The sequence below is a fragment of the Dyadobacter endophyticus genome, from assembly GCF_014641595.1.
GTDB classification, from domain to species: Bacteria; Bacteroidota; Bacteroidia; order Cytophagales; family Spirosomataceae; genus Dyadobacter; species Dyadobacter endophyticus.
Window position 1 is genome coordinate 2,765,581 of the sequence record NZ_BMIA01000001.1, and the last position, 20,811, is coordinate 2,786,391.

The window sequence follows — 20,811 nt, forward strand, 5'->3', positions numbered from 1 at the left end:
CACGGCGATTCTAACGACCATTTGGCGTGCCGGCCAGGTAGTAGTCATGCTGTTTTTGCAACTTTTTTAAGCCATCGCTGTCCAATCAGTAGCAATGGATCAGAAAGAACCCCACAGTCCGACCGACCGCATATTGGTAGAAAGAGTGCTCGGTGGCAACACCAGGGCCTTCGGCATCATCATTAAGAACACAGAAGGACTTGTCGGGCAGATTTTGTTTAGGATGATTTCTAACCGGGAGGAGCGTGCCGATATTGCTCAGGACATTTACCTGAAAGTCTTTCAAAAGCTCGGCAGCTTTCGTTTTCAGTCAAAGCTCTCGACCTGGATCGCACGAATCGCTTATAATACTTGCGTTAATCAACTTGAAAAAAACAAAACACTGGCTACCGCAAACTACTATGAAATACCAATTGAAAACGACGGTGAAAACCAGGCTAACCGACCCGAATTCGCAGACCCTGGCGATCTCGAAGAGAACCTGATGGGTGCCGAATTCAACGGCCTGCTTCAATTAGAGATCGAAAGGCTTCCTGCGATCTACAAATTACTGGTCACCCTTTACCATCATCAGGAGCTGAGCTACTCGGAGATCGCACAGATCGTCGCCTTGCCGGAGGGGACAGTCAAAAGCTACCTTTTCAGAGCACGAAAAATGTTGAGAGAGCAGTTACAAGCCATTTATAACAAAGGTTTATGAAAAAAGAGGGCCATTTATCGGATACTGAAATCCAGCAATATGCTTTGGGCGAATCAAGGATCGCTCATACCTTAACGAGCCATATCGAGCATTGTCCTCAATGTTCCGCTTATGTCAAATTCTACCGGGAAATAGCGCGAAACCTGTCTTCGCCCACGGCGGAAGTCTTTGATTTTGAGCTTGCGCCACTAGTATTGGCCAAGCTTCCGGCGAAAAGGGCCAGAAAAGCAAATGAATTGGTATTCGTTATTTGCATATCTGCGATCGGCATGGTAGCCGGCACCGGCCTATTCTGGTATCTCAATGCCGGACTGCTAAGTAAAATACCATCCAACAACAGCGCGATCATCTGTGGCTTTCTGCTGACCTGCGGTTTGCTATTTTCTTTCCTGACGACAAATCTGCGAAGGGAGTACATTCTCAAAATCCGGCAGCTCGCCGGCTCGGGACATTTGCAACAATATCCGGATGCGGCGGTCTAATCTGTAAACGGCTAAATAAACATGAAAAAGCGCATATTAACCCTATTCATAGCACTGCTTCCCGCCTTGGCGAGCGCGCAAACATCAAAAAGTACCTACATTGATCGTGACCAGATTGCGCTCGGGGTAACAGTCCTGCTAATTGCTTTTATACTCGTGTTCCTGTTAGAACTAACCAACCGCTATTTTCAATACCGCCTCAGAGAGAAAGTCCTTGAATCCGGCGTGACCGAGCAGCTGGCAGCACTTTTATTGAAATCAGATCGTCGGGAAAACTTGCAGGCTTGCATCAAATGGCTCGCTATTTTCCTGGGTTTGGCTTTGGGCTTTACCATAATTGCACTTACAAACCCTCCCGTTTGGGCCGCATTGGCTGCTTTGTCGCTATGCCTATCGGTAAGCTTTATGGGCTACTACATTTTTCTAAAGAGAGCTGATCATTAATTCATTATAAATCAATCAACCATGACGCATCCGAAACTACCCATTCTATGGGAACGGGTTCTTATTGCCTTTGCCTTACTGTTGCTGCTGAGTATCAGAGGTGCGATTGGCCAGTCAAAAACGGAATCCGATTTTGACCGGCTGATGGAAACATCACAGCTTCGCGATGATTTTCAATCTTTTCGAACGGCATTAAGCCAACATCATCCCGACATGTACCGCTACCGGCCTGAGGAATCTTTAAACCAACTGCTGGACAGCTGTCAGGCAAGCATTAGCGGTCCGATGAGCCTGATTAGGTTCAACAATCTGATTCGGTTTGCAGTCAGCGCCCTTGAATGCGGGCATACGAGCGGCAGTCTGCCCGGCGAAATAATGGAAAGCTACGCAGCGGGCGTACCGATGTTTCCGCTAAAAGTCTGGTTTGCAGATGGCCACGCGTTTGTGCTTTGCAGCAAGGATGAAAATGCACCGGCAGGATCAGAAATCCTATCGATCGACGGAGAGCCTATTGAAAATATCCGCCGGAAACTCATGCTATACTTGCCCTCGGACGGAAAAATTGAGACGAAGAAAAACGCTACGCTGAATAACGACGCATTTCTGTTCCTGTACAACTTCATCTATGGCGTTAAAGCGACTTATAGGGTGAGTTTAGCAGCGGCAGGCGGTAATCCGCGGGAGGTCACCCTGAAATCAGCAAAATTTGAAAACACGCTTTGCCCGGCATATAAAACCGGCAGCAATGCCAGGCCGCTTGAAATTACCTACCCCGGCGACTCACTGGCCTTGCTAACCATCCGTACATTCAGCAAGCAAAGAATTAACGATGCCAATCAGGATTTTCCGGCCTTTTTGGAAACCGCATTTCAGGAACTGCAACAGAGAAAAATAACGCGCCTGATCATCGATTTGCGGGGAAACGGTGGAGGTGATGATATTTACGGCGCATTACTGTATTCTTACCTGACCGTTGAGCCATTCCGATATTTTTTGGCGCTTCAATCCAGGTCCAAGCCGGTCATGACTGCCAACGACCACCCGGGACTTGCTGTCCAGCAACCTGCCAAAATCCATTTTCAGCAGAAAGTATTTGTACTCATCGACGGGCGGACATTTTCTACCGCAGCTGACTTTTGCGCCATCGCCCGCAGCAACGGCAGGGCAATCTTCATCGGTGAAGAGACCGGCGGAGGTTATGAGGGCAATAACTCGGGAGGAACCGTGAGGGTAACCCTGCCCTATTCGAGCATTCAAATAGCCGTACCCACAGTCAGGTACGCTAATGCAGTGAAACCAGCCAAACTGCACGGACGGGGCATTATTCCAGAATACGCTGTCACCGCTACCATTTCCGATATGCTCGAAGGCCGGGACCCTCAGCTCCAAAAGGCATTTGAAAACCACCAATAACAACCAAACAAATATTTGATTTTCAAATATTTAACTAAACAAAGCAACAGGTCACGTCAGGATCTCGTTCACCACCCTGCCGTGAACATCCGTAAGGCGAAATCTCCTGCCCTGGTACTTGTACACGAGTTGTTCGTGATCAACGCCCAGCAAGTGCAGCAGGGTAGCCTGAAAATCATGAACATGTACAGGATCCTTGATAATGTTGTAGCTAAAATCATCCGTCTGACCATAACTGAACCCGGCTTTCACCCCGGCTCCTGCCATCCACATCGTAAAGCATCTCGGGTGATGGTCGCGGCCATAGTCGCTGGCTGTGAGTTTGCCTTGTGAATATACGGTCCTGCCGAATTCGCCGCCCCAGACAACGAGCGTGTCTTCAAGCATTCCACGGCGCTTCAGATCCACGATCAGCCCCGCGGTTGCGCGGTCGACCTGCTTGCATTGATTAGCCATTCCTTTGGGTAATGACCCATGGTGGTCCCATCCCTGGTGATACAACTGAACAAACCGCACGTCCTTTTCCAGCAGCTTCCTCGCCAGCAGGCAATTGGCGGCATAGGTTCCTTTATCGCGGCTGTCGGGCCCGTACAACTCAAATACCTCGTCCGGCTCACCGGCCGTATCCATCACTTCCGGCACCGAAGTCTGCATCCGGAAAGCCATTTCATACTGCGAAATGCGCGCATTTACTTCCGGGTCGCCCCAGCTTTCATTCTGCATCCGGTTGAGCTCGGTAAGGTAGCCGAGCATCTTTTCCCGGTCAGAGCCATCATAGCCTTCGGGGTTATTCAAAAATAGCACGGGGTCTTTACCGGAGCGAAATTGTACGCCCTGATGTTCTGATGGCAGAAAGCCGTTTCCCCACAATCGCGCGTAGAGCGGCTGATCTTTCGATGCGTTTTTAGAGACCAGCACAATGAATGCCGGCAAATTCTGGTTTTCGGACCCCAGGCCGTAGCTCACCCATGAGCCGATCGACGGCCTGCCGGGCAACTGGTGCCCGGTTTGAAAAAATGTGATCGCAGGATCGTGGTTGATCTGCTCGGTAAAAAGGGATTTTACAATGCAAAGCTCGTCCACAACCTGCGCTGTGTAAGGTAACAACTCACTTACCCAGGCCCCGGATTTCCCGTATTGCCCGAATTTGTAAAGCGAGGGTGCAATGGGCAGATTTGCCTGATTGGCGCTCATCCCGGTAAGGCGTTGGCCGCCACGGACCGAATCGGGGAGCCCCTTGCCCAGCATGTTGGCCAGCTTCGGTTTGTAATCGAAGGTTTCGAACTGCGACGGCCCTCCCGCCATAAACAGGTATACCACCCGTTTCGCTTTGGGAGCCACCTGCTGTCTGATCGACTCCAACGTCTTTTCGCTCATGGGTGCGCTCTGGGCCGTATTTGATAGAAGGTTGCCCAGCGCGAGCGCGCCCAGGCCTGAGGCCGTTCGCAGAAAAAAAGCCCGTCTGTCCAATTTTTGGTTCAAATCCGCCAGGTCCGGTGTGTGCATTCGGAATGGTTCGTCGTGATGTGCTGTCATACCCTTTATCTTTTGGTTAATGTGGCATCTGAGTTTAAAATAGTGATCGCTACCACCGCATTTGCGGCCACAGCGGCTGCGTCCAGCGACGAGTCGGGCACGTACATGCCCGATTTCAGCCATCCTTTCGATTTTTCAGGATGCGACCTGAATTTATCCAACTCCATTTTTCGCAGCTTTTCAAGTACGGTTACTTCTCTTTGCTGCGGGGTTCTCCCGGTGAGTTTACGGTAGGTTTGCACGATCGCCGCACCGGTATCCTGCACTTTCGCCATTTGCTCGCCGATTACCTTGGCCGCTTCCAGGAAAGTAGGGTCGTTTAACGTCACCAGGGCCTGCAAAGGCGTATTCGTCCGCTGGCGCCTTACAATGCAGCTACTGCGCGAAGATGCGTCGAATGTCGCGAGTGTGGGGTTGGGTACTGAGCGTTTTACAATTACATACACGCTTCTGCGGTAGACTTCATCGGTGGTATCGGCCTTGTAAGTCATGCTGTTGATCTCCCACAAGCCCTCCGGCTGGTAAGGTTTGATGCTCCTTCCCCCGATTTTCGGGTTCAAAAGCCCGCTTGCTGCCAGCGCATTGTCACGGATCATTTCAGCCGAAAGCCTTGCCGACGGGCCTCTTGCCAAAAGCTGGTTATCAGGGTCTTTTTCCAAAAGTTCACGACTTGTATGGGAGTCCTGCCGGTAAGCCCTGGACATGACCATCAGCTTCACCAACCGTTTCACATCCCAGGCGTAGTCCTGTTGAAACGTCACAGCCAGCCAGTCGAGCAGTTCGGGATTGCTCGGCAGCGCGCCCTGGTTACCAAAATCCTCTGCCGTTTTTACCAGTCCCACACCAAAGAAATTCTGCCAGTAGCGGTTCACGGCTACCCGGGCGGTCAACGGGTTGTCGTTGCTGGTGAGCCATTTTGCCAGTCCCAATCTGTTTTTAGGTAAACTGTCGGGGAATGCGAGGATCGCAGTCGGGGTATTTGGGAAAACCTCTTCGGCGGGCATATCATACTGGCCTCGTTGAAGCAGAAAGCTCTTTTTAGGTTTTGGCATTTCCTGCATGACCATCACTTCATTCACATTCCGGATCGAATCGTCGAATGCCCTGCGAAGGCGAAGGAGCTCCTCCCTTTCGATCTGCATTCCCGCATCTATAACCTGACGATAGTATGCCTGCAATGCTTCTTTTTCATTATCATTAAGGTTTGCCTCACTTTTGCCGGCCAGGCTCGCCCAACTCGATTTGCCGGCCAATATGCGCACTTCATAGGGCGTCAGTTCCCGGTTGTATACGGCTATATCGTCCGCCCTCCCACCTTTGAAGCCCTGCCCGCGCCACCAGCCTCCGATCTGCAGCGCCGGTTCATTTTTCTGATAAAAGATAATGTCTTTGTAGAGCTGGTCGACTACTGTTTCCATGGGCGCCTCCACGCCGTCCTGGTACAGCCGGAAACCCCGGGCGGTTGACGAGCCATCGTAAGTCATGGTCAGGTGTACCCATTTCTCACGCGGTACGGGCTGGCGGCTGTGGCGGGTAATCGCATTGGAGGGTGCGGTGTGCGCCATGCTAATTTCCAGCAAATTGTTCTTCATCAAGAGATGATAGCCCTTGAAATTGAATAAACGCTCCGCATTACCTTTATGAAAGATAACCCCTTCCTTGAAATCTTTGGGGAACCAGGCCCATATACCCACCGAAAAAGGTTCCGACTTGCGGAAGACCCCTACATCTTTGAGATCCGCGTAGCTGTCCCCATTCAATACAAGCACCTGCCCGCGCGCAGTCTTTTCAAATACGGGCCTATCCTTGTCTCCTGCGTCCCGCTTCATCAAACCCTTTTGCGCTTTATTGATGCTGTTGGAAAGAGAGTCTTCAAAATCATAAAGCCCCTGTAAGCCCGCTTTGGGAGTAGTCTCTCCCGCAAGTTTTTGATAATCCCCCGAAGCAAGCCATTGCTGAAAACCGGTAGACGTATTTGCTCCCGACAACTTCGCCTCTTTTTCCGAAATAGCCGAACGCATAAATTGCATCAGCTTTTCCTGCTTTTCATTGGGAAGCATCAGGGTCGGCGTCGGCAAGTCGTCATTCAGGGAGATTTGTCCCGCTTCCCGTACATTGTTAAAAAAACTGAACAGCTCATAGTAGTTTTTATGGGAAACCGGGTCGTACTTGTGGTCATGGCAGCGTGCGCAACCCAGTGAGATCGCCATAAATGCGTCCCCTACCGTATTGGTCCGGTCCATCACATATTCTGTCTGAAATTCCTCCTCCACAATACCCCCTTCCATATTCTGCTGATGCAGCCGGTTAAAAGCGGTGGCAATGAGCATATCCCTGGTGGGGGCACTATTTCCCGGCCCTTTCATGAGATCCCCCGCAAGTTGCAGGTGAATAAAGTCGCTGTAACGCATATTCTGGTTGAAGGAGCGGATCACCCAGTCGCGGTAGGGTGACATGTCTCGCAGGCGGTCGGTCGAGTACCCGTGCGAATCCGCAAACCGGGCCGCATCGAGCCAGTCGGCAGCCATTCTTTCCCCGTAATGGGCGGAAGCCAGGAGCCTGTCCACCTGCTTTTCATATGCATTCGGGGCTTTATCCGCCACAAAAGCATCCAATTGCTCAATCGTCGGTGGAAGGCCGGTAATATCCAGCGAGAGCCTTCGGAGCAGCAGTTCTTTGTCGGCCTCGGCCGCGGGCCGGAGCCCTTCCCTTTCAAGCCCCGCCAGTATGAAATTATCAATGGGGTTAGCTACCGCTTCATCGCCAGATTTTACAGCTGGGACCGGCGATTTCTGCGGTTTGACGAATGCCCAATGCGGTTTATATTCGGCCCCATCCTTAATCCACTTCATCAATACGGCTTTTTCGCGCGCGTCCAGCGTCAGGTGCGATTGGGGTGTAGGCATTCTGAAATCGGGATCATCGGAAAGAATACGGTGGACGACCTCACTCTTGGCCCAGTCACCTGGCTTAATAGCGACCTTCCCTGGGCTTTCTGGAAGCTGTCCGAAGGCATTTTTCGGCATGTCCAACCGAAGGCCGGCTTTCTGCTTGGCTTTGTCGGGGCCATGGCATGCAAAGCATTTATCGGACAGGACCGGCTTTACATGCCGGTTATAGTCGAGCTGCGCAGGTAGTTTCGTCATCTCGGCGGTCACCTCGGCAGGTACCTTAATATCCTTGCCCCCGGGGCCTTGCGAAAACCACAGTGGTATACCTGCCAGTAAAAACATCAAATATTTGATCATCACTTACTATCGTTTAACTGTACTTTATTGGTATCCGGTTTGGCGAGCTGTTGGGTACCGGTTTCTACTTTAATGTCCGGCCGCGCTTTTCGAAGCCGGCTTATGCCCTCCGGTGTAGTCTTTGTTTGCCATAAATACACCACTTTCAGGTTCGGCGAACCGGCTAGCCTGGCCAATCCTTCATCCGTGACGGACGTGCCGTAAAGGTTCAGATGTTCGAGATTGGGTAATGTGGCGAGGAGTTCAAGAGAACTGTCGGTGATCTGCGTATTTTCCAGATTCAGCCTCGTTAAGTTTTTAAATTGCGCGAGATGTTTCACATCGCTGTCCTTAACTGGCTGGCCTGTCAACCGCAGCCGCACTACCTGGTTTTGAATGCCTTGCAGCGTCTGGACTGTTTCCGCATTGAAATCTCTCGTATTCACAAAATTGGCGGATAAGTATTCCGAGCCGGACGACATTTTTGTAAGCGAAACGTGTTGTGCTTTCAGCCTTTGTAAAATCTGCTGATCCGGCACATTCACGGGCTTGCTCAGCAATGCGGCTTCCAATTCGGGTTCTTGCGGGATCGCTGCCGTCGCGTGGGAAGAGTCTGCCGGCAACAGCGGGAGCGTCGCGACGGGCTGATCGTCCCCGCTTTGGAGAATCTCCTCTATTTCTTCTTTGAATGAAGCTCCACGCTGGATCCAGTTCTGAATAATAGCGAGCTCCTGGCGCGAAAGTTGCAATTTGCCTTTGGGCGGCATATGCCGATCGTCTCCCTCGGGCAGCAGCAGATAGGAAAACAATTTGCTCCTTGCAGGATTACCCGCCACGAGTACGCTGCCATTTTTTCCGCCCTTCCGGATAAACGCTTCGGAATCGAGCCGGAGCCCCCCCTTCTTTTTAGAAGCCGAATGGCAGTTGTAACATTTGGCTTTAAGAACAGGCGCTACCTGGTCTCTGTATATAAATGTCCGGCGGATAAGCTTCTTTCCGGTTGAATCTGTAACAGCCACCACCTTGTCTTCTGATGGCCCGGCGGGCTCTCCGGCCTGCAAGGCCTCTTCCCCGTTTGAAAAAAGGTATCCCTCTCCTGGGTGAGGTTCCCGCCGTAGTGCCCGGCAATGGAGAGCACAATTACCGTTATCGTGGCCGGGACCCAGCGGTATTTGACCATGAAAAAGGTTATTGTTCCCAGTCCGGCGGTCAGTAGTCCGGTCCATTGATGTATTTGAACCATATCCGGGTCATATTCACCCGATTGTGCCAGCAGCCAACCTGCCCCGCACGACAGAAAGGCAAAAAACGTACCGGCTCCCCATGCAAAGGAGACCGCTTGCCCAACCTCTGCTTTGGCGATCTTGCCAAAAAGCATAAGCGCCGCGGCGAATAGCAAAATACCTATGGGCAGATGGACCAGGAGAGGATGAAGATGTCCGATGGACCCGACGTTAAACATATGCTGAACCTGCGATAAATAAGTTACACTCGAAATGGGTGAATGCCTCGCGGGATTCACCCATTCTCACTTTGCTATTGTTGTTTTTAATATCCGGGATTGTTCGGAGCCAGCTTAGGGTTTGCATTCATTTCATCCTGGGGTATCGGGAATAAATAATGCTTCTCCTGGAATTTGATGGTATTGTCCCGCGGGAATGCATATCCGAGCATCGGGACGAATGTGTCGTTTTTAGTATCATATACCATCCTCGTTCTGACCATGTCAAACCATGTTTGGTTTTCAAAACAAAGCTCATGATTTCTTTCGCGCCACACGGCCTGGCGAAACTGCTCTTTGCTCAGGCCGGCCAATGGCGCCAGCTGTGCCCTTTTACGGATCGCATTGATATATTCATAGCTATTTACATCCGGTGCGCCCTCACTTTCATTCTGAGCTTCCGCATAGAGAAGCATGATATCCGACAGGCGGATCACAGGAAAGCATTTGCCGGAACCCAGCCCGCTGGCCTGGGCTACGTCATCCCAGTATTTGAAAATATGCTGCCCATTTTTAAACTGCACATTGGCCCCTGTCGAAAAGTTGGGAGCGTGGGAATAGAAAAATTGCCTTTCCTGCTTCCGAAGGTCATTCGCGCTGTACGATGCGAAAAACGTATCGTCCGGCAGAAGCGTCCCTATTTCCTGCTGTCCATTGGAGATCAGGCTGAAACTTGGGAGGGTAAAGGCGAACATAGGACTCACTGCAATTGTAGATGCGAATTGCGCCATGAAAATGTTCTCCATCCTATTATCATTTGCCGGGTCACGGAACTGATCATAGTTTTGGTAAAGGGTATATTTCCCGGAGCTGATCACTTCCATCGCTTTTTGCTTGGCCAAAGGCAGCTTATCCTTTTGCTGCAACGGGAAACCCGCCATGGTTTGATACACTTTTGCCAACAGTGATTTTACCGCCCCAATGGCTACCCTGCCCGTGTTATCCGAAAACGGCAACCCGCTTTGTTCCGCTGCAAGTAAATCGGGCACAATTAGTTGCTCATAGATGTCCTTTACGGGTGTCCGCGGTATCTGAAGCCCGACCGCGCTGCTGACAGGATCGCTAACCAACGGCACGTCGCCAAATATTCTTACCAGGTTGAAATAGAACCACGCCCGCAAAAATCTGGCTTGTCCCAGCAACTGACTTTTTTGAACATCTGTAACAACAGCAGATGAAATCAACGGTATGTTCTTAATGGCCAGATTTGCCGCACCGATACCTTTATAGGAACTACGCCACCATACCCTGAAATACAGGTCTGTGGTTTGCATATTGAGGTTCCTTAAATTGGCATTGTTGTTCGATTGATTGATATCACTTTTTGCCTGGCCAGTAGGGTTTTCCAGCATGAGCATAGCATTTTCTTCGTAAAGGCCCACCGGACTATAGAAATCGCGTGTAGAAGCATAAATACCGTTCACGGCATTTTGCGCTTGCTGATAGCTTGTATAGTAGTTGTCCGGTGTATAAAAACTTGCTGGCTTTTCTTCCAGGAAGTCGTTGCATGACATTACAGACATGCTTACAAGCGCAATTAGTATCCTGATATTTTTCATAGTCTTATTTGTAGAATTATAAACTAGCATTGATACCAAAATTGAATGTCCTGGCTTTTGGCTGCGCGTAGAATTCAATCCCGTAAGCGAAAGCCTGAGGGTAGGTCGATACTTCCGGGTCGTATCCTGTTTTGTATTTGGTGATCAGGAATGCATTCTGAACCCCGGCAAACATGCGCAAGTTGCTTAGGTGCAGCGCGGTAACGATACTTTTAGGAAAAGTGTAAGACAATAAAATATTCTTACCTCTGATGAAAGATCCGTCCTGAACATAGTGGCTATCCTGGCGCAATGAGGGGCCATCACCATTTAATCTTACGCGCGCAATGCTGGTGTTCTGATTGGACGGCGTCCAGGCATCCAGTACCGTCGTGTAACTGTTGGCAAGCGTTTGTCTGTCTTCGGAGGTGGCATAACCAAGATTTAATACACTATTGCCTTCACTTACCTGGATGTCAACAAGCAGTTCAAAATTTTTATACGAGAACTTATTGATGATTTCCGACACAAACTTCGGATACGCATGCCCCAGAATACTTTTGGTTGTCGACTCTTTTATGTCGCCAGGCTTAGCGCCCACTTTCGCGGCCTCATCAGCTTCATGTTCTCCCCATGTCCCCAGACGGGTAAGCCCGTAAAACGTTCCCACAGATTCTCCGACCCGCAATATATTGGTTTGGTCGAGGAATCCGGGTCCGGGAAAAATATCCTCGTTGTTCAATCCCAATGCCAATATTTTTGTCTTGTTGGCCGAAAAGTTGACAGTAGTGTTCCACTTGAATGCACCTATGAGATTGCGCGTGTTTAAACCCAGTTCGAAACCTCTATTGCGCACCGACCCAATGTTAGTCAGCACATTGTCAAATCCTGACGAAAAAGGTACCGGGGCATTCAGCAGCAGACCGGTCGTGATTTTGTTGTAAAAGTCGGCCACTGCATTAATGCGGTTGTTGAACAGGCCCAGATCTACACCTGCATCGAACTGATTGGTCTTTTCCCACTGAAGATTGGGATTGGGAATCCTGCCTTGCACCTGTCCTCCCGCGCGTGAGCCCCCGAATATCGCCGTGTTGGACGCCAGGGCGCCGATTGATTGGTACTGGCCAATTTCTGAATTCCCGGTGCTACCGTAGCTTAATCTTAATTTTAAATCACTTACTATCCTCGAATTCTTTAAAAAGTTCTCTTCTGACACACGCCATGCTACTGCGGCGGAGGGGAAAAATGCATATTTATGATTTGCCCCAAACTTCGAAGACCCGTCGTACCGCCCTGTTGCGGTAAACAAATATCTGTCTAAAAGAGAATAAGTTACCCGGGAAAAATACGAGTGTATCTGCCAGTCATAAGCATTAGACGTAGGAGGACTGGGAACGATTCCGGCTCCCAGGTTATTGGCCAGATAGAAATCACTGTCAAAATTTGAGGCAGAAACGCCAAAAGTCTCGTCGTGCTTTTTAGCCCACTCGGTTCCCAGAATGACATTTAAGTTATTGGCTTCATTCAATTGCTTTTTATAGGTAAAATAGCTGGAACTCTGCCAGTAAAAATATCTCTCGGCGTTTATTCCTGCGCGGATTCTCTGGTAAAGTCCTCGCTGTACTGCGGAACCGCTGGACGATATATCGTTTTTGTTTGTAAAACTTTCCGCTGATAAACTTGTTTTGAATTCGAAACTATCTGAAAAACGGACATTGATATACGAGCCGCCGAGAACATTAATTTTATTATTAATATTATAGTAATTGGTCAACAGGTTTACCGGGTTATCGGAGCCTTCTGAATTTAAATGCATAAAATTGCCTCCCCACGAGCCGTCAGGCATTTTTACGGGGATCATAGGCAACTGCTCCATGACATTCCGGGGCCCGTTAAAGCCTCCTACCTGGTCGTCCTGAATGCGCTCTTTAGTGCCGATTCCCGACAAATTTATACCCGTCGTGAGCCAGCTGTTAACCTTTGCATCAACATTAATTCTCGCCGAATATTTCTTCAGATATGTGAATAGCATTAAGGCATGATCATCCTGATACCCATAGTTCATGCTGTATTTCACATTGGGGTTACCACCGGAGATCGACAAGTTATAATTTTGAGAAAAAGTGGGTTTATAAACCTCTTTTTGCCAATTGGTATTGTATTTTGGGGTACCATCTGCATTATAAAGCAATGGTTCAAGTTTCGCGAAATCGGGGTAGGCCCTGCCGGGAACGAAGCCGTATGCCGCCTTCTCCATCGCCTGATATTGCGTAGAGTTAAGAAGCGGAATTTCCCTCGGTAATACGTTGTAGCCTCCTGTAAGATTTAAACTTACAGCCGTCTTTCCATCCTTACCGCGCTTGGTGGTGATGATAATTACCCCGCCCGACCCCCTGGCTCCATAAATGGCAGTGGAAGAAGCATCTTTCAAAACGTCGATAGTTTCAATATCATTCGGGTTGATCGTAGAATAATCCACTCCGATCACCCCATCCACAACAAATAATGGGTTATTGGAAGCATTGATTGAATTAAATCCTCTGATATTCACGCGCATATCGCCGGGGCGCCCGGAGTTGGAAGTGATATTCAATCCCGGAACGAGACCCTGCAGAGCACCTAGCGCATTGGGGGATGGTCTTTCCGTAATTGTTGTGCTGCTGACGGACGCTACCGAACCCGTTACATCTACTTTTCGCTGGGTTCCATACCCTATCACCACCACTTCTTCCAGGGCTTTATCGTCTTCGGCCATCACCACATCAATAATTTTCGATGTTCCTACCGCGATTTCCTGCGTTACATAGCCCACATAACTGAAAACCAGCTTAGCATTCTGGTCAGGCACATCCAGTTGAAACTTACCATCCACATCGGAAGCGGTTCCAATCAACGCCCCTTTGACGAGAATGCTCACGCCTGGGAGGGCCTCTCCCGCTTTGTTGGTGACAGCCCCCTGAATGGCAATTTCCTTTCGCTCCGCCTTGTCGAGGTTTTCCTGCAATAACTCTTTCATTCTCTTATCGAGATTCATCCTGGAGTCCCCGAGCGTATTTTCCCTCGGAGAGGATATATCCTGCGGCGCGAGCGATTGAGGTTCAAAGCCTTGAGTCTTCTTCTCTTTAATTACAATGGTTTTATCCACGATATAATAGGTGAGCTGCTGCCCCGCCAGTACCTCGTCCATGATCTCATTGACAGATGCGCTCTGAAGAGAGACCGTCACTTTTTTCGCCTTTTTTACAATTTTATTATCATAGAAAAATTTGTATCCCGTTTGCTGTTCAATGCGGGTAAACACGCTGGAAAGCGGCGCTTGCCTGACAGAAAAGGTTATTTTCTGCGAAACACCTTCGGCTGACACATGCACACATGCGATGGCTAAGAGCAGGGCCATTAACTTCATGATCAAAATCAATTTGAGAAAGTAACGATATCGTATATACGCTATTTTCCCGTGTAAAATAATTTGCATATTTTTGGCGGGGTTTGGGTGTAAAATTGTTGTTTCGCAAAAAGGGCAATTCTCCCCGGGGTCCGCTCTGCGGATTGGGGTAATACCAAGCCACGAGCCGTTTCAGGGTCAGAACTGAAGCGGCTTTTTAATGGCCCTGGTTTCGTGGATTTTTTCTTTTTTATTTTACCATAGCAAAAAGGATTAGGTCAGGGGTTTAGGGTTAGTTGGTCACGATTATTTTCTTATTGTCGATTTTGAAATGCACGTCTCCGAGTTCCAGTATCCGGAGCACTTTTGAGAGCTTCGCATCCCGTTCGATCTGTCCTACAAATTCATAATCTTTGATGGTGCCTTCGTATACCACCTCCATATCATACCATCGCGCCAATTGCCTCATCAGTTCCGGCAATCCCACATTGTCAAACCTGAAATAACCCTCCTTCCAGGCAATTACATTGCTGGTGTTGATCTGTTTGACTTCGAAAGGGCGGGCCGGCTGGCTGGCGTTTTTCCTGATATTGGTTACAAGCCGGGCCTGATCGCCGGGTTTGAGCAACACGCCCCGATCCTCTGCACCGTTTACTTTCAATTTGATGCTCCCTTCGAGCAGGGTGGTTTTGATGGCCCCTTCATCGGCATAGCTATTCACGTTGAAGCGGGTCCCGAGGACTTCAATTATCTGGTTGCCTGATCTTACTTTAAAGGGGACCCTTTTTTTATTTTTAGAAACTTTGGCCACTTCAAAATAGGCTTCACCTACTATCTCCACGACTCTTTCCTCCGTCGGAAACACGGTCGGGAAGCGAATGGACGACGCGGCGTTCAACCAAACGCCCGTTCCGTCCGGAAGTTTGATTCTATATTGCCCCGCCCGTGGCGTGCTGATCGTATTATATGCAAGGCCGCGCGAAGGGCCACTGCCTTCCTGCGTCTCAAATTCATACACGATTTCTCCCTGCTTCGTCTTGATCACAGCGGTTTGACCCTGCTGGGCCAGCTTCCCATTGACCGCTTCGTGCAGCATAATGCTTTGCCCATTGGCCAGCGTAAGCTTGGCCCTATTGTCGCCCGGTATGGCGTCCCCGACAACTACACCCTGGCTGACAGGCGGTTGAGGTTTCGCTTTACGGAAAAAATTCAACCCTATTGTTGCAGCAATAACCACCGACGCCGCTACTCCAACCCATTTTAGCAACGGGAGGGTCCGCGTCTTTTGGCGCAAAGCCCTCTCCTGGTTCAGCGGAAGCGACTCCCAAACCATATCGAGCTGTTTTTCCAGTTCATCGGTATTCAACGCGAGGTTTGCGGACTTTGCCCTGGCGAGGTACCAGCTTTCGAGCAAAGCCATTTCCTCGTCGGTCAAGGTATTGTCCCGATATTTCCGTAATAAGTCTTTGGCAGAAGATTCGTCCATTACACAAGTTTTTATCCTTAGTGTATATAGGACGGGGAAGTCAGGCCAGAGTAGTATCCTGTTGAAAAAAAATTACTTTTTTTTACATTTTCAGGGATATGAGCACAACAATGAAGACAAGGTCAATTTTGTGTTTCAAAATATGAAGGGCGCTGCTGACTTGTTTTTTGACCGTTTTGTCGGATATATGCAGCTCTTCGGCGATCTGCTTGTAGGAAAGGTCCGTATTTCTGCTCATCTCGAACACCTCCCTCATTCTGGGAGGCAGCAGGGAAATTTCACTTTCAATGATCTGGGTAAGCTCTTGCTCCCTGATCTGCTGATCCGTTACGCATTCCCCTTCTTCCATGAACCACGCCAGGGATTCTATGTATTTCTGTTCAACCTTTTTGTGAGCGATGGCGTCGAAAATCCGGTTTCGCAGGGCCTTGTAAAGATAGGATGAAAAAGAGGTGTGCAGTTTGATCTGTTTTCGATTAACCCAGAGTACCGTGAAAAGCTCCTGCAAAATATCCTTGGCTTCGTCGTCATCTCCCAACATCCGGTACGCATGTAAAAAGAGCACACCTTTGTAGCGCTGATAGATTTCACCGAACGCCTGGGGGTCATCCTCAGCTATCAGCCGGGCTAACTCAAGGTCACTATTTTGACGATAAAAATTCATGTTAACAATGATTCGAACAGCGCCGCACAGGCCTCATTTCCAATAAATCGGAATTTTGTCTGCCATTTCCGGTACTCTTGTGCTTTGCATTATTAGGTAGGAGCCGCTGCGAATATACACAAAACTAGCCAAACAGAAGAATTGTACAAATAAATATCGTAATCACCATAGTTCCTTAGGCAAAGTTCAGCAACAGACCGGTGTTGGAAGAAAGCCGGTCAGCCAGTCACTGTTCTGTGTCATCCAGCTGAAACAATACTTCAACAGTAGTGTTAAAAGCTTTCGCCATTCGCAACGCGAGTACAGTAGAGGGAATGAATTTCCCGGTTTCAATCGAATTTAGACCTTGTCGCGATATCCCGATATGCTTTGCAAGATCGGCCTGAGTCCAGTTTTTCTTAGCCCGTTCAACCTTTATCGTGTTCTTCATACATCGTACTTTTTCTTCGAAACGAACCAGCCAACAAAATAAAACAGCCAACAATATCCCACAAGGTGGCCATAGCCAAACCAACCAGGATTAGAAACACCACAAAGTTCGAGCAAAAACAAGAGCATTATTAACATGGCCGTCAATGAAAACCCGATAACCACCGCTTCCAATTGCACACGCTGCCTTACTTCGTCCATTACCGAAAATGCCTTGATCAACTTCAACACAAAAAGAGCGAATGTGATAATCGGTATTATTGCTACGATTATCGAAAGTGGTTTGCCGATCATCTGATGCTTTAACAACCATGCCGCGGGCAGGTAGGTAGCCCCGTAGATGAGCGCGAAAATTACGGAGTTTTGGCTTTCGTTTTTCCCAGATCGTTCCATAAATATAGATGTTGAATGTTTAGCCTCATAAAGATAGGTAAACATTTCTTTTTGTCAAGTATAATTGACAAAATATCGCCAATAATAGACAATAGTATAATGTCATTGCCGGGAAACCACGTGTTAGAATCAAAAAAAGGGTAACAAGCAGCAAAATATGCTGTTCGTTACCCTTCGATTTACTTTAACGGTCGGTTAACCCGGCTGCAACCGCTGTTTACTCATGCACAAATACTTCCATTTCAGCCAGGAACGTATGCACAGCGAGCCCTTCTAATGCCGTAAATTTGAGATACTGGTATCCAACGGCTGATGAAACCGGAAAACTCTGCGGCGTGATGGTTGCCGGAACAAATTTAAATTCTCCGAGATTTGTCCATGATTCGCCATTGGCGCTTCCTTCCAATTTGAACTTGGTGAAACCATTCTTGTTGTTTTGGCGGGCCGTCAGATCTACTGAAATCATCTTGTTGGGCTTCTTCATATCCACTACAAACCAATGTGGAAACCCCGGATGGTCGGGATCATATTGTGTGTGCCAAATGGTGTTCAAATCCCCATCCAGCACTGCCGAAGCTAAACCTGTATTCTCGGAGCCATCTCCCTGTTCGCTGGACACCGCTGTAACGGTCCAGCCCGAACGGTCAGCTTTGGCAGCCAGGGGATAGTCCATCTTATCATCAGAGCAACCCATAAACGAAGCGGTTACTACCAAGGTCATCATTAGTTGAAATATATTCTTTTTCATTTTCTCTCCATTTTTAAGGTAAACTTTCGATATCAACTTGCGGCAGCTGCCCTCCTGCCGGACGTGTGAAAGGAGTTCCCGCCTCCACATAGGTATTAAAGAAACCACCGTTCCTGAGGAAAAAACGGCCGTTTTCAACACCTCCTCCGAAATCCATCCTTTGTTTGTTTTTACCTGTGGCATCAACACCCATCTTGAAGGAAGTTACCTCAGTCCACTTTCCATTCACATCTCTCACCCACTGATTGCCCCAGGTGCCCTTGCGTTCCAGATAGCCTTGTTCAGGAATGAAATTTTCCAGGAACGAATGAATTCTGGCCAGATAAGTCGCCGTTAGCGGCCGCTTCCAGGTGGCCATAAATTGCCACTTATCGTGCTCTGGTCCGCGAAACCATGCCGAATAAAGTGTGTTTCCATTACCATCCGGCTTGCCCTTCGTCAGAAATTTATAGGTACTACCCGCTTTCCAGTTATAGACAAAATAACTCTGTCCTCCTTCCCCTTCGCCACCGAAACGTTTGGTTACCACGCCTTCTCCCGATTTAACGGGCACCGTTGTTCCGCCGTCAGGATCCCAGATAGAAAACAAAACCCAGCGCTCCAATTCCGACTTCACCTGTATACCGAAATATCCGTGACTGAATCCATTGCACATGAAAAAGGAACCAATCTGATCCTGCTTTTCGGGTACCACCAATTCATTGTAAAAGTATTCCATATCACCGGCAGGAACGGTATAATTGACATGCGTCGACGGCCCTCGTCTTGACCAGTAGAAGTTCTCAGGATCATTGGCGTAAATCGCGCCGTTGGCTGCGACCCCACCAATCTGAATATCGGACACGTCGGCAAACGAGGGGCCGGATTTACTGACGCCCTCCAGATCCACTTTCACATAACCTTCTGCCGCTATATTCACTTTTCCGGCATAATAGGTTTTTGCATCCGCTCCTGTTAAACTAACGTCGAAAGCAGTCCCGTTCACACGCATTTTCACCTTGCTTGTTCCGCCGCCGGCAACGCCGGCCTTTAGAAATACCGTGAGCTCTCCCGGCTGCGCCGCACGAAACCAGATGCTTGTCACAACGCCGGGTGTGGTCCAGTTGACGAGCCCCTTACTGGTGATCTTTTCAGATTGCCCGGCAGCACCTTTGGTGATATAGGCATTCCCAGCTAAGGGAATACTCACTTTGGGTGTTGGATCAGGTAGTACCTCTTCTTTGGGGTCATTCTTAGCCCTATTGGTGCAACCATAACTGCACGTCAGAGCGCATACAAATAGGACAGTAATCAAACACAATTTATTCATAGCATACAGATGTTGGCGTCCGTTTAAAATTAGGCGTAACAGTTACGGATTTTGGGTCAGTTTGCTGTTCTTATCTATTTCTGACTGCGGTATAAAAAATATCACGCGGGCATCGGTTGCCGGCACCGTCTGGTTGACATTCGTCGTCGGGGTGTTGTTAAGCGAATGTGTTCCCGGGTAATTCCGGATCATTGAACGGTTGTTCCGGAAAAGATCATAGGAACGGTGCCCTTCGAATGCCAATTCCATCCAACGCTCTTCCAATACAATATCGAGCGCCGTTTTACCCGCAGGGAGCGAGGTATAAAGTGCATCATCCAGCCCTGCCCTTGTTCTGATGATGTTCACATCCGCAAGCGCCGCGGCTGTTTTACCCAGTTTGGCATTGGCCTCGGCACGGTTCAGATACATTTCCGCAAGACGCAAATACACCGGCGAGCTGAGATTGATAATACTCTCCTGAAGATTGTATTTGTTGACATAATACATGGGTGTCTGCGGGGTCAGTTTCAGGTTCTTTTGCTGCACGCCATTTAATACATAAGGCGTGATAAAGCTTTTCCGCAGATCCTTGGGATGCAGTGCATATTGGTTAACCAGCTTTTCGGAAGCATATATTTCGCCCCACCCGCTAACGCCCTGTCCGGCCGGATTGCCGGCAACATCACCGCTGAAATACATCGATCCAATCGCCGAGAAGTCCTGGTTTTGAACTTTGGTGTGACGGATGCACATGATCGTTTCAGGATTCGTTTCAGGGTCCATCTTGAAATATCCCTGAAAATTGGCGCCATCGAGCAGAGCATACCGCCCCGAGTTGATTACTAAATCTGCATATTTAACCGCATTCTCATTATCCTCCTTGTATAGATATACCCGCGACAAGAGCGCATATGCTACCTCTTTTGAAGCAAAGGAATTACCCTTGTCGACCGACATGAGGTCAGCCGCTTTCAAAAGATCCGCGATCACGAAGTCATAAACCTCTTTCACAGAACTTCTCGAAAGGCCCGTTGTTTCTTCATCTGAAAGACCGTCTTTCAATATAGGCACACCCGCGCCCGCGCCATTGCCCTGCGGATACGGCCGCCCGAAAACGCGCACCAAATTGTAATGCATCATCGCGCGCAGGTACAAATTCTCTCCTTTGAGCTGTTTCAGGTCCGCGGATGCGTCATCTGCCACATAGGCAATGATCTTGTTCGCCGCGGCTATTACCTTGTAGGCCTGCCCCCAGAAATTGGTACAATGTGAGGAGGTATTAATATGGGTATACCGGTAAGCACGCGTAAGGTCGTCGGAAGAGGACTGTCCCTGAGCCACCTCGTCGCTTGGGAACTCGGTCAGGAAATGGACGCTTCGCACATAGGACGGATTTCGCAGCACCGCATATGTACCAATAGTTGCCGTTTCAACATCACCCGCATTGGTCAGTGCGGAGGTTTCTTCGATTGCCGTGGAAGGAGCAAAAGTTTCCTCGCAGGCCGACGCTCCTACTATCAGTACGCCTGACAGGATATATTTATAAAGATCGTTCGCTTTCATCGCCTATCTGA

General features: G+C 49.0%; 16 protein-coding genes. 4 read left to right on the forward strand and 12 right to left on the reverse strand.

Annotation, left to right across the window (positions count from 1 at the left end):
• The first annotated feature begins 94 nt into the window (after positions 1–94).
• From IEY24_RS11085 to IEY24_RS11100, 4 genes are read left to right on the forward strand one after another with little or no spacing between them, the layout of a single operon-like run.
• Entirely contained in the window at positions 95–700 is a 606-nt protein-coding gene (locus tag IEY24_RS11085) for an RNA polymerase sigma factor (protein ID WP_188931634.1), read from the forward strand.
• On the forward strand, positions 697–1,182 hold the full coding sequence (locus IEY24_RS11090) for an anti-sigma factor (protein ID WP_188931636.1): 486 nt from the start codon (positions 697–699) through the stop codon (positions 1,180–1,182). The genes IEY24_RS11085 and IEY24_RS11090 overlap by 4 nt, the downstream gene beginning before the upstream one ends.
• A 21-nt stretch (positions 1,183–1,203) precedes the next feature.
• Positions 1,204–1,626, forward strand: a complete 423-nt coding sequence (locus tag IEY24_RS11095; protein WP_188931638.1) for a hypothetical protein — start codon at positions 1,204–1,206, stop codon at positions 1,624–1,626.
• A 21-nt stretch (positions 1,627–1,647) separates the two neighbouring features.
• Positions 1,648–3,039 carry a S41 family peptidase gene (locus IEY24_RS11100; protein WP_188931640.1) on the forward strand — a complete coding sequence of 464 codons (1,392 nt, stop codon included), beginning with the start codon at positions 1,648–1,650 and terminating at the stop codon, positions 3,037–3,039.
• Positions 3,040–3,090: 51 nt separating this feature from the next.
• Here IEY24_RS11100 and IEY24_RS11105 read toward each other — a convergent pair whose 3' ends face one another.
• The 12 genes from IEY24_RS11105 to IEY24_RS11160 form a co-directional block, all read right to left on the reverse strand.
• Entirely contained in the window at positions 3,091–4,575 is a 1,485-nt protein-coding gene (locus IEY24_RS11105; RefSeq protein WP_188931642.1) for a DUF1501 domain-containing protein, read from the reverse strand.
• Between the two features lie 5 nt (positions 4,576–4,580).
• Complete coding sequence (locus IEY24_RS11110) at positions 4,581–7,823, reverse strand: DUF1553 domain-containing protein (RefSeq protein ID WP_188931644.1); 3,243 nt, start codon at positions 7,821–7,823, stop codon at positions 4,581–4,583.
• Complete coding sequence (locus IEY24_RS11115) at positions 7,823–8,863, reverse strand: c-type cytochrome domain-containing protein (RefSeq protein WP_229221909.1); 1,041 nt, start codon at positions 8,861–8,863, stop codon at positions 7,823–7,825. Before IEY24_RS11115 ends, IEY24_RS11110 begins: the two co-directional genes overlap by 1 nt.
• Before the next feature lie 487 nt (positions 8,864–9,350).
• Positions 9,351–10,862, reverse strand: coding sequence for a RagB/SusD family nutrient uptake outer membrane protein (locus IEY24_RS11120; protein ID WP_188931645.1), 1,512 nt, complete (start codon positions 10,860–10,862; stop codon positions 9,351–9,353).
• Between the two features lie 16 nt (positions 10,863–10,878).
• Positions 10,879–14,247, reverse strand: a complete 3,369-nt coding sequence (locus tag IEY24_RS11125) for a TonB-dependent receptor (protein WP_188931647.1) — start codon at positions 14,245–14,247, stop codon at positions 10,879–10,881.
• 271 nt (positions 14,248–14,518) lie between these two features.
• On the reverse strand, positions 14,519–15,712 hold the full coding sequence (locus tag IEY24_RS11130; RefSeq protein ID WP_188931649.1) for a FecR family protein: 1,194 nt from the start codon (positions 15,710–15,712) through the stop codon (positions 14,519–14,521).
• 82 nt (positions 15,713–15,794) lie between these two features.
• The gene (locus IEY24_RS11135) at positions 15,795–16,376 is read right to left on the reverse strand and encodes an RNA polymerase sigma factor (protein ID WP_188931652.1); all 582 of its coding nucleotides are present in this window, start codon (positions 16,374–16,376) and stop codon (positions 15,795–15,797) included.
• A gap of 226 nt (positions 16,377–16,602) precedes the next feature.
• Entirely contained in the window at positions 16,603–16,806 is a 204-nt protein-coding gene (locus IEY24_RS11140; protein WP_188931654.1) for a helix-turn-helix transcriptional regulator, read from the reverse strand.
• On the reverse strand, positions 16,803–17,243 hold the full coding sequence (locus IEY24_RS11145; protein WP_188931656.1) for a hypothetical protein: 441 nt from the start codon (positions 17,241–17,243) through the stop codon (positions 16,803–16,805). Before IEY24_RS11145 ends, IEY24_RS11140 begins: the two co-directional genes overlap by 4 nt.
• 172 nt (positions 17,244–17,415) lie before the next feature.
• The gene (locus tag IEY24_RS11150) at positions 17,416–17,946 is read right to left on the reverse strand and encodes a discoidin domain-containing protein (protein WP_188931658.1); all 531 of its coding nucleotides are present in this window, start codon (positions 17,944–17,946) and stop codon (positions 17,416–17,418) included.
• Positions 17,947–17,959: 13 nt separating this feature from the next.
• Entirely contained in the window at positions 17,960–19,135 is a 1,176-nt protein-coding gene (locus IEY24_RS11155; RefSeq protein ID WP_188931660.1) for a DUF3472 domain-containing protein, read from the reverse strand.
• A 162-nt stretch (positions 19,136–19,297) separates the two neighbouring features.
• The gene (locus IEY24_RS11160) at positions 19,298–20,800 is read right to left on the reverse strand and encodes a RagB/SusD family nutrient uptake outer membrane protein (protein WP_188931661.1); all 1,503 of its coding nucleotides are present in this window, start codon (positions 20,798–20,800) and stop codon (positions 19,298–19,300) included.
• Positions 20,801–20,811: the final 11 nt, after the last annotated feature.